This is a genomic window from Bacillus sp. 196mf, from assembly GCF_003217275.1.
GTDB lineage: Bacteria > Bacillota > Bacilli > Bacillales > Bacillaceae_G > Bacillus_A > Bacillus_A thuringiensis_S.
Genome location: NZ_QJTG01000107.1, coordinates 1 through 1,370 on the forward strand (window position 1 = coordinate 1; position 1,370 = coordinate 1,370).

A 1,370-nucleotide genomic window follows, 5' to 3' on the forward strand; every position below is an offset into this window, starting at 1 on the left:
TTGTAACAGGTGGTAGTGGCTGGATAGGTAAATATGTTGTACATTCACTTATACAAAAGGGATATGAAGTGCACGCCACGTATAATAAAAATAAACCGAACGAGGTGTCTACATGGGTAAAATAAAACAATATGAAGAAGAATTTAAACGTCAAAGCGTAAAGCATGTTTTCCAAACGGGTAAAGCTGTAGCTCAAGTTGCCCGAGAATTAGGAATTTCATTGAATACCCTGCATGGTTGGGTAAAGAATATAAACAAGAGTCCAAGATGATACAGCAACGAACGTTCCGTTCAGAGGACAAAAAAACAAATGAAATGGAGCGACGTATTCGAGATTTAGAGGAAGAAAATGCAATCTTAAAAAAGGCGATGCACTTCTTCGCGAAAGACCATCGGTAAAATTTAAATTTATCCATCGACACCGCTTCACATACCGAGTGGAGAAGATGTGCCAAGTTCTACATGTATCCCGAAGCGGATATTCCAAATGGAAACATCACACCAAAAGCCCCAGGCAAATACAGAGAGAACAAATAACCAAAGAAATCCACCGCATTTTTCTAGAATCGCGTTGTTTATATGGAAGTCCGAAAGTAATGTCTGTCTTACGTCAAAAAGGAAAGCGAATTTCACAAAAAACAGTGGCCAGAATCATGAAAGAGCAGGGGTTATAGTCAAGAACTGTAAAAAAATATAAAGCTACTACAAATTCCAAACATTCTTATCCGATACAGGACAATGTGTTGAATCGTCAATTCAAAGTAAAAAGCCAAATCAAGTTTGGGTAGCCGATATTACCTATGTATCGACGAAAGAAGGATGGTTGTATTTAGCAAGTCTGATGGACTTGTATTTTAGAAAAATTGTAGGTTGGCATGCTGATCGTACAATAACAAAAGAATTAGTGCTGGAAGCTTTACAACAGGCTTATGTTCGTCAAAGACCGGAAGGTCCCATCTTGCTGCATCATTCTGATCGAGGAAGTCAATATGCCTCCAACGATTATCAAAAGCAATTACAACAGTATGGAATAAACTGTAGCATGAGTAGAAAAGGGAACTGTTATGATAACGCTTGTATCGAATCATTCCTGGTGTCTTAAAAAAAGAGCTTATTTATCACCAACAATACGCAACACGTGCTCAAGCACAGCAAGATATTTGGGAATACATTGAAATTTTCTATAATCGTAAAAGAATTCATTCAGCGAATGACTATTTATCGTCAGCACAAAGAAAACGTATGTACAAATTAAAGGCTGCATAATTGAAATTATCTGTGTCTATTTTATTGACGTAATATCAATTGTGATTGTACGAGGTTTTGAGGCATGAAAAGACTGCAAAGCTTTCTTAAAGAATTGCTTTGCA

The 1,370-nt window shown here is 37.0% G+C and carries 3 pseudogenes; 2 read left to right on the forward strand and 1 reads right to left on the reverse strand.

Annotation, left to right across the window (positions count from 1 at the left end):
* Positions 1-107, forward strand: a pseudogene (locus ATL10_RS30725) (NAD-dependent epimerase/dehydratase family protein); the annotation flags it as partial.
* 5 nt (positions 108-112) lie between these two features.
* Positions 113-1,266: pseudogene (locus ATL10_RS31010) on the forward strand (IS3 family transposase).
* Between the two features lie 34 nt (positions 1,267-1,300).
* Here the strand turns inward: ATL10_RS31010 and ATL10_RS32440 are convergent.
* Positions 1,301-1,370 (reverse strand): annotated as a pseudogene (locus ATL10_RS32440) (IS6 family transposase); the annotation flags it as partial.